We start from the raw sequence: 8,208 nt of genomic DNA, 5'->3' as shown, positions 1-8,208 counted from the left end.
CTATCACGCTGCGTACCGCCAGCCCGTAGCCGGCGCGGCCGTGCCGCCGACCAAACCCTTCGAAACCGCAACCCGCAAGCTCAGATCAACGCGCACAAAAGGCGCCACCAACACCCGCGTCAAAATCCCGCCGCCAGCCCACGAAACCCCGAGCGCGGGCTCATCCGACAAGCGTCATGAATAAGACGGGTTAGCGCGCTGTTTTCCGCTTCGTAGTCGGGCGGACGCGAAGGTCGGCGGTCAAGCTCGGCGGTGATGATGACACTGCCGCGGTCGCCTTCCGAAGCTCCGTTTGCCACGGTCAGAAAAACTCGGCGATGGCGTAGTGCTTGGCGAACATCGTGCTGCCTTCAAATATTCTTACCCAAACCTTACAGGGAAGTTTCCGTTTTCGCAAAGCGAACAGTTTGTCCGGTCACCTGCTGCAGCGCGCATTGAAAGGGGGACGCGGGCAAACGAATTGAGGCCAGCGCCCGATTGGATGGCCACTTGCGGAGAGCTTGCCGCCTGCCTCCGGTGGCTCGGCTCGGAGACCCACCAGAAACGGCCGCCCCATCACAGGGCGGCCGTTCCAGCATCGCGTTGCAGCCTCAAGCCGCCTTGTCGGTGACCATCAGGCGGATAGGTTGTTTGGTGCCGCCGACCACGTCTTTGTTCACCTGCACTTCTTCCACGTTTTCAAGGCCGGGCAGATCAAACATGGTATCAAGCAAGATGCCTTCCATGATCGAGCGCAGGCCGCGCGCACCAGTCCGGCGCTCGATGGCGCGCTTGGCGATGGCGGAAAGCGCATCAACGGAGAAGGTCAGCTTTACGCCTTCCATCTCGAACAAGCGGGCGTACTGCTTGACCAGCGCGTTCTTCGGATCGGTCAGGATCTTCACCAGTGCCGGTTCATCCAGATCTTCCAGAGTGGCGATCACGGGCAAGCGACCGATGAATTCCGGGATCAGGCCGAAACGCAACAGATCTTCCGGTTCGCACTGGCGCAAAAGTTCGCCAACCCGGCGCTCATCGGGTGCAGCAACGTTCGCGCCAAAGCCGATGGAGCGACCCTGCTTGCGATCACCGATTATCCGGTCGAGGCCATTGAAAGCCCCGCCGCAGATGAACAGGATGTTGGTGGTATCGACCTGCAGAAATTCCTGCTGCGGGTGCTTGCGCCCGCCTTGCGGCGGCACGGAGGCGGTGGTGCCCTCCATGATCTTGAGCAGGGCCTGCTGCACGCCTTCGCCCGACACATCGCGGGTTATCGACGGATTATCCGATTTGCGGGAAATCTTGTCGATTTCATCGATGTAAACGATGCCGCGCTGGGCGCGTTCCACATTGTAATCGCTGGCCTGCAACAATTTCAGGATGATGTTTTCCACGTCCTCACCCACGTAACCGGCTTCGGTCAGCGTGGTGGCATCGGCCATGGTAAACGGCACATCCAGGATGCGCGCCAGGGTTTGCGCCAGCAGCGTCTTGCCGCAGCCGGTGGGGCCGACAAGCAGGATGTTGGACTTGGCCAATTCCACTTCGGCACCCTTGCCGCCGTGGTTCAGGCGTTTGTAGTGATTGTGGACAGCGACCGACAGTACGCGCTTGGCGTGCAACTGCCCGATCACATAATCATCAAGCACCTTGCAGATTTCGCGTGGGGTGGGGACGTCGCCGGATTTTTTCACCAGCGCCGTCTTGGTTTCCTCGCGGATGATGTCGTTGCACAGCTCCACGCATTCATCGCAAATGAACACGGTTGGCCCGGCGATCAGTTTCCTGACCTCGTGCTGGCTTTTGCCACAGAAGCTGCAGTAAAGCGTACCTTTGCTGTCGCTGCCGCCCAGCTTCGTCATGACGTTCCTTCCTCACGCCGGTCCGCCTAAACCAGCACATGCATTCAGTGCCAGCTATGCCGCCGGCCAGCTAGTGTAGCGATGATTCGGCACCGCCGGCAAGGGCGGCATGGCGTCAGACTGTCACATCAATGCAACCATCCCGGCCGCAGCGCCGCCCAATGTGGCCGAATAAATGGCGATCAGGCTGCCAGCGAATCGCTTTCGGTCGGCAGCGGGCGCTTTTCCATCACGGCGTCGATCAGGCCGAATTCCTGGGCTTCCTCAGCGCTCATGAACTTGTCACGCTCCATTGCATGCTCGATCGTGGCAAGATCCTTGCCGGAGTGCTTGACATACAGATTGTTGAGGATGCTGCGGACACGAAGGATTTCGCGGGCCTGGATTTCGATGTCGGTCGCCTGGCCCTGTGCGCCGCCCGACGGCTGGTGCACCATGACACGGGCGTTCTTGAGCGCAATGCGCTTGCCTGGCGCGCCAGCAGCGAGCAGGAAACTGCCCATCGAAGCGGCTTGGCCCACGCAAACTGTCGCCACTTCCGGGCGGATGTACTGCATGGTGTCGTAGATCGCCATGCCCGAGGTGATCACTCCGCCCGGCGAGTTGATATACATGTAGATATCTTTTTTCGGGTTTTCCGATTCCAGGAACAGCAACTGGGCCACGATCACCGAGGCCATGTTGTCTTCCACTTGGCCGTTCACAAACACGATCCGGTCGCGCAGCAGGCGCGAATAAATATCGAAGCTGCGTTCGCCGCGATTGGAGCTTTCGATGACCATCGGGATGAGGCCAGCGTACGGATTGATCATGGGAATCTCCTTCGTCCCCTAGTTCGGACGTTTGCGGCCCGAGTTCAAGGGGGCAAAGGCGGGCCATGACACCGCAGGACTGTGGCGACGCGCGGATTCCAGCGGCATATCCACCCACAGGTAAAGCAGCAAGGTGGCCAGCAGGATCGCCGGCAACGCGACCAACTTCAGCGCCAGCCCATCCAGCGCCAACACGGCGGCCAAAAGTGTGATCAGCGGCGAATGGACGAGATAGAGCGAGTAAGAAACATCGCCAAGTTGGCGATCGCGGGCGCTGCTCGGGCCGGCGAGCACCCAGGCGACCCCAGGAAACAGCAGAGCCGACCACGCGAGGTGGCCCAAATGTTCGGTAACCAGCCCAAGGCCGGGCCCCTTGATCAGCAGCAGCAACGTGACTGGCCACTGCGCCAGCACAACGCCTGCCAGCAAAAAGCCGGCCACCCCGGCCAGCGCCAGCCCAGCGCTTGGCTGCCAGCGGGAACGGGTGAGCCACATGCCGCCAGCGAAGGCCGGCAGATAGAGCAGAAAATTCCACGTACCGAGCGCCATCAACCAGATGCCCAGCCCCCAGGCCAAAAAGCCCAACAACACGCACTGCCATCCCGGCACCCGCTGCGCTGCCAGCCACAGGAGGGGCAACGACAGGTAGAATTGCAATTCCAGATCCAGCGACCAAGCCACACTGATCAGCATGTCACCGCGGCTGGCGCTGCCCAGCAGCAACAGGCCGGCAACCGGATCGGATGCGCGCGGCATGCCCAACGAGCCCATGCCGACCCAGGTTGCAGCCGACACCAGCGCGAACATTGGCCAGATGCGCAGCAGGCGCGAACTGGCAAAGCCAAGAACGCCGTCACCGCCGGCCAGCCAGCGCCGCGACACCCAATAGCCGGAAAGCACGAAAAACAGCACCACTGCGGGCCGACCAATGTTGAACGCCGAAAGGTGCGAGACCAGCACAACCAGCGCCAACACCAGCCGCAAGGCGCCAGGTCCTGGTCGGTATTGGGCAAGCTGCATGGGGCGAGACCTTTCCAACAGCACAACGCAAAAAAAGTGCGAAATCGTAACACATGTTAACATGCGAGACCAAAAATATACAATTGGAATCCTGATTGATTGATCATGCACCCGGAGCCACAGGCGCTGACTTGGGACTTGAGGACGCGGCGCGCGCTGGCCAGCCGGCCAGTCGGCTAGCCAGCGCCGCGAAATCCAAAAGCCCGAAAGCGCGAAGACCTGCACTACCAACGCCAGAAGCCGCCGCAAGGCGCCAAGGCCGGATGGGTAATGGGCAAACGGCATCAGGCGCGTCCTCTTGGGCGGCACCACGCCGGGGCATCGCACACCCAAGCGAGCGCTGCCGCGCATCACCCAGTGTTCACGGCCAGAAATGTCGGGGGTTAAGCGGGTTTGCTACGGCGCCACAGGCGCTGGCGGCGGGCCTCCAGCGGCCGATCGATACCCATGAACACGGCAATGCTCGCCAGCATGATGACACCCACGGCCACCGGTTTCCCTGCATCACCCATAGCAGGCATGGTTTCGCCCATCAGCCGCACCACCGGCAGGTGAACCAGATAGAGCGGGAAGGACAGATCGCCCAGCCAGCGGTCAAGACGGTCAGAAGGCTGGTTGATGTTCCACGCCACCAGCGGCGCCAGCAGCAACACCCAGGCCATGTGACCCAGGTTCCCGGCCATGCTGTCGGTGAAGGCGGACTTGAACAACAGTCCGTTCCAAGCAGGCACCACGGCAACCAGCAAACCAAACCCCAGCGCCGCAATCAGGCTGGCGCGCACCAGGCCCGGGGCCGGCTGCCAACGCAGGTGGTAAAAGGCAAAGCCGGCGAGGAACGCGGGCAGATAAAAAAGCAGGGTGGGCACTCGCAGGGTAAATAGCCAGATGCCCAGGCCAAAGGCGACAGCGGCCCCGACCAGCAGCAACACCGGCTTGAACCGCTGCACAGCGAGCGCAATCAGCGGGATTGCCAAATAAAATTGCATCTCGATATCAAGCGACCAAGAAACGCCAAGCACGTCACCGGGGCGGGCGGCCAGGCCCAGCAGGATAAGCGCCGACCACAGCGATTCCGGTCGCTCCGCCTCGGCATGAGCATGCAGTAGCCAAGCCAGCACTGTCACAACGGCATAGAGCGGCCAGACGCGAAGGGTGCGGCTGGCGATAAAGGACGGCACGCCCGCCTGCCAGCCAGCAAGCAGACGCGACACCCAGTAGCCGCTGAGCATGAAAAACAGCAACACGGCGGGGCGGCCGACATTCAGGCTGGACAAGTGGGAAACCACCACCAGCGCTGCGAGCAGAAAACGCAGCAGGCCCGGGCCGAAGCGCCAGGGCCGCGACATCAATCAGCGGCCTTCTTGGCAGTCCCTCGCTTGGCCTTCGCCGGAGCTTCTGCGGCCGGTTCGGCCACAGCTTCCTCGGGAGCCTGCTTGGCCGCGGCCTTCTTGGCCGGCGCCTTTTTCACAGGTTCAGCCTCGGCAACCGGATCAGTAGCGTCGGATTTGTTGGGCTTGGGCTTGGCAGCTTTCTTGGGCTTGGCAGGCGCGTGATCGTGATCGTGATCGTGGCCGCAGCCCGGGCCATGGACATGGCCGCCCGCGCCTGGGGTTTCGTCCTCACTCTCGATTGCGGCTTCCAGCTCGGCACGGGTAACGGTGCGTTCGGTTACAGCGGCCTTGCCGATCAGGAAATCGACCACCTTGTCTTCATATAGCGGCGCCCGCAGCTGCATGGCAGCCATGGCGTTTTCTTGAAAGAATTTCACCACTTTTTGCTGTTCGGCTGGTGCGTAGCGAGTGGCTTCCTGGCCGATCAGGCGGTTCATTTCAGCCTGGGACACATTCACGCCGTTGCGCTGACCGATTTCCGAGAGCAGCAAACCGAGGCGCACACGGCGGACGGCGATGCGGCGATAATCCTCGCGCTCGGCTTCGATCTCGGCCTTGGCGGCTTCCGGATCGGCTTCACGCGCGGCTTCGGCTTCAAGCGTTTGCCAGATCTGTTCGAATTCGGCTTCGACCATTGATTCGGGCACGTCGAAATCATGGCGGGCTGCCAGCGTGTCGAGCAGCTTGCGCTTCAGGTAGGTGCGCGACAGCGTGCCAAGCTCGGCATCGAGCTGGTCCTTCAGGATTTCCTTCAATGCATCGAGGCTGTCGAGGCCGAAACCCTTGGCGAATTCGTCATTGAGGGCGGTTTCTGCGGGCACTTCGACCCCGGTCACTGTGACGTCGAACGTTGCAGGCTTGCCGGCCAGATTTGCGGAACCATAATCGGCCGGGAAGGCCACGTTCAGGGTGCGTTTCTCGTTGATCTTGGCGCCCACCAACTGATCTTCAAAGCCGGGGATGAGCTGGCCCGAGCCGATCTTGACTCGCATGCCTTCGCCCTTGCCGCCATCAAACAGCACACCATCAACTTTGCCTTCGAAATCGATAACAACGGTGTCGCCCGTTTTGGCCTTGTGCTTGGCCGGGGCTGGTTCACTGCGCTGAGACGATTCGGCGAGACGAGCAAGCGCTCCGTCCATCGCGGCATCGTCAGCCGGCACCACCAGCTTTTCAAGGGCCAGATCGTCGGCTTTCACATGGTCGATGGTCGGCAGGATCTCGAGGCTGACGGTGAAGCGGGCATCGCCTTCGTCTGCCAGTTCGCCGTCGACATCGACCTGCGGCTGGGTCGCCGGCCGCAAGCCATGGTCGGCAATCACCTTGTTGACGCCGTCGTTCACGGCCGCCTGCAGCGCTTCACCGCGCAGGGCCGGGCCGTGCATCTTCTTGACGAGATTGGCCGGCACCTTGCCAGGCCGGAAACCCGGCATCTTGATCGATTTCGCCACTTCGGCGAGGCGGGTTTCCAGCCGCGCTGCAATTTGATCGGCAGGGATCACCAGCGAATAAGCGCGGCGCAGGCCCTGGTTGGTGATTTCGGCAATCTGCATCGGGAAACCTGTTATCTGAAGGTTGCAATTATCGAGGTGGAGCCCGGAAAAGCAGCGGAGGCTGGTGCGGGCGAAGGGACTCGAACCCCCACGTCTTTCGACACCGGAACCTAAATCCGGCGCGTCTACCAATTCCGCCACGCCCGCACCCCGGACGCGAACGCTCGGCTATAGCAGGGACAATTCGGAGCGCAAGGCAGCAATGCCATGCGAGATGCTGTTCGGGAATGCTTGCTGCGGGTGAAAAAAGTGCCGTCGGTGCCGCAGCGCAATCAAGCAAGGTTAAACGAAACTGCTGTGGTGGCAAAGCCGGCCAGCACCAGCGCTGATACCGACGCGACCAAACGGCGGCGACTTTGCGGCGAACCGACAAAGCGCTGGATCAGGGGATGGCTGCTGTTGCCGGACACCGCCCACGCCATCAGCGCGATCCACAGAGCGAAGGAAAACAGCGAGACGACGTTTAGAGCGGCCAGCAGGTGGCGATCGGGGTGGCGGTTCACATAGGCCACGCAGGCCGGCAAGAAGTTGAACACGCACAGGAAAATGAATACTCCCACGATAACTGTAATGGCGGTTCCACCTGTAATCATACGCACCTCCTGCACACCCGGCCTCGCATCGCCGGAGCAAAAGGCTGCCGGTGCCCCTTTCCCAGGTTTGCCGGCGCTTCATGCTTTCGGTTTGGACGATTCGCGCCGACAACAGGTAGGAATTTACCCGCCGTTAATAATACTGCAAGGCAATATGTAATCATTCGGATATAATTTTGTCAGGTGACGCGCCTATTACAGGGCAGTCGGGCGAATACGGCGAGGGCGGACTGGAAACGAGCCAGCGCGACGGCAGAAACATCGTCAAACGTGCAGCGACCAGCAGGCTTCTTCCTGTCGGCCACCGCACCGTGTAGGCGCTGGTTTGGGGACGACAAGAACACCGGCCCCGTGGCGAGGGATCATGGCGTCGGACATTGAAATTGCACGCGCAGCGACATTGCGCCTTATCCGGGATGTTGCCGGTGATATCGGGTTGGCCGAAACAGCGATCGAACCGCACGGGCATCACATCGCCAAATTATCAGCCCAAACGCTGGCGGCATTGCGCGGCCGGGCGGCGGGAAAGCTGATTTTGGTGACGGCAGTTAACCCGACGCCGGCGGGCGAAGGCAAAACCACCACGACCGTTGGCCTCGCCGATGCGCTCAACAAAATAGGCCGGCGCGCGGTGATCGCGCTGCGCGAGCCAAGCCTCGGCCCGGTGTTCGGCCGCAAGGGCGGTGCCACCGGCGGCGGCCAGGCGCAGGTGCTGCCGATGGAGAAGATCAACCTGCATTTCACCGGCGATTTCCATGCCATCACCTCGGCGCACAACCTGCTTGCCGCGATGACTGACAACGCGGTGCATTTCAGCACGCCGATGCCTTCGGGCAGCCCCATCAACCCGCGCAGCATCACCTGGAAACGCGTGCTCGACATGAACGACCGCGCGCTGCGCCAGATCGTTTCCGGCATGGGCACCGGCAACCACCCGCTGCGCGAAACCGGGTTCGATATCACCGTCGCTTCCGAAGTGATGGCGATCCTGTGCCTGG

Annotated in this window: 8 protein-coding genes and 1 tRNA gene; 2 read left to right on the top strand and 7 right to left on the bottom strand. The window is 61.6% G+C overall.

Translation table 11 applies throughout. The features are described 5' to 3' along the window. Positions 1 to 184: hypothetical protein (locus ACESL8_RS00045; RefSeq protein ID WP_372914608.1), on the top strand; the 184-nt coding region annotated here is incomplete at its 5' end. A 406-nt stretch (positions 185 to 590) separates the two neighbouring features. On the opposite strand, the gene clpX is transcribed toward ACESL8_RS00045, so the two are convergent. From clpX to ACESL8_RS00010, 7 genes are all read right to left on the bottom strand, one after another. Then, complete coding sequence (gene clpX / locus ACESL8_RS00040; protein WP_372914606.1) at positions 591 to 1,841, bottom strand: ATP-dependent Clp protease ATP-binding subunit ClpX; 1,251 nt, start codon at positions 1,839 to 1,841, stop codon at positions 591 to 593. A gap of 182 nt (positions 1,842 to 2,023) precedes the next feature. After that, entirely contained in the window at positions 2,024 to 2,653 is a 630-nt protein-coding gene (clpP, locus tag ACESL8_RS00035; protein WP_372914604.1) for an ATP-dependent Clp endopeptidase proteolytic subunit ClpP, read from the bottom strand. Between the two features lie 18 nt (positions 2,654 to 2,671). Further along, complete coding sequence (locus tag ACESL8_RS00030) at positions 2,672 to 3,628, bottom strand: acyltransferase family protein (RefSeq protein WP_372914602.1); 957 nt, start codon at positions 3,626 to 3,628, stop codon at positions 2,672 to 2,674. A 428-nt stretch (positions 3,629 to 4,056) separates the two neighbouring features. Continuing rightward, positions 4,057 to 5,019 carry an acyltransferase family protein gene (locus ACESL8_RS00025; RefSeq protein WP_372914600.1) on the bottom strand — a complete coding sequence of 321 codons (963 nt, stop codon included), beginning with the start codon at positions 5,017 to 5,019 and terminating at the stop codon, positions 4,057 to 4,059. After that, positions 5,019 to 6,617: a trigger factor gene (tig, locus tag ACESL8_RS00020; RefSeq protein WP_372914598.1), complete on the bottom strand. Its 1,599-nt coding sequence runs from the start codon at positions 6,615 to 6,617 to the stop codon at positions 5,019 to 5,021. Before tig ends, ACESL8_RS00025 begins: the two co-directional genes overlap by 1 nt. 62 nt (positions 6,618 to 6,679) lie before the next feature. Continuing rightward, positions 6,680 to 6,764, bottom strand: a tRNA-Leu gene (locus ACESL8_RS00015). 125 nt (positions 6,765 to 6,889) lie between these two features. Next, positions 6,890 to 7,210, bottom strand: coding sequence for a superinfection immunity protein (locus ACESL8_RS00010; RefSeq protein WP_372914610.1), 321 nt, complete (start codon positions 7,208 to 7,210; stop codon positions 6,890 to 6,892). A gap of 364 nt (positions 7,211 to 7,574) precedes the next feature. Here ACESL8_RS00010 and ACESL8_RS00005 point away from each other — a divergent pair. After that, positions 7,575 to 8,208, top strand: a 634-nt coding sequence (locus ACESL8_RS00005) for a formate--tetrahydrofolate ligase (protein ID WP_372914596.1), incomplete at its 3' end; no start/stop codon positions are given.

The organism is Sandarakinorhabdus sp. (genome assembly GCF_041689835.1).
Classification (GTDB): Bacteria; Pseudomonadota; Alphaproteobacteria; order Sphingomonadales; family Sphingomonadaceae; genus Sandarakinorhabdus.
This window is presented reverse-complemented; position numbering and strand designations above follow the sequence as displayed.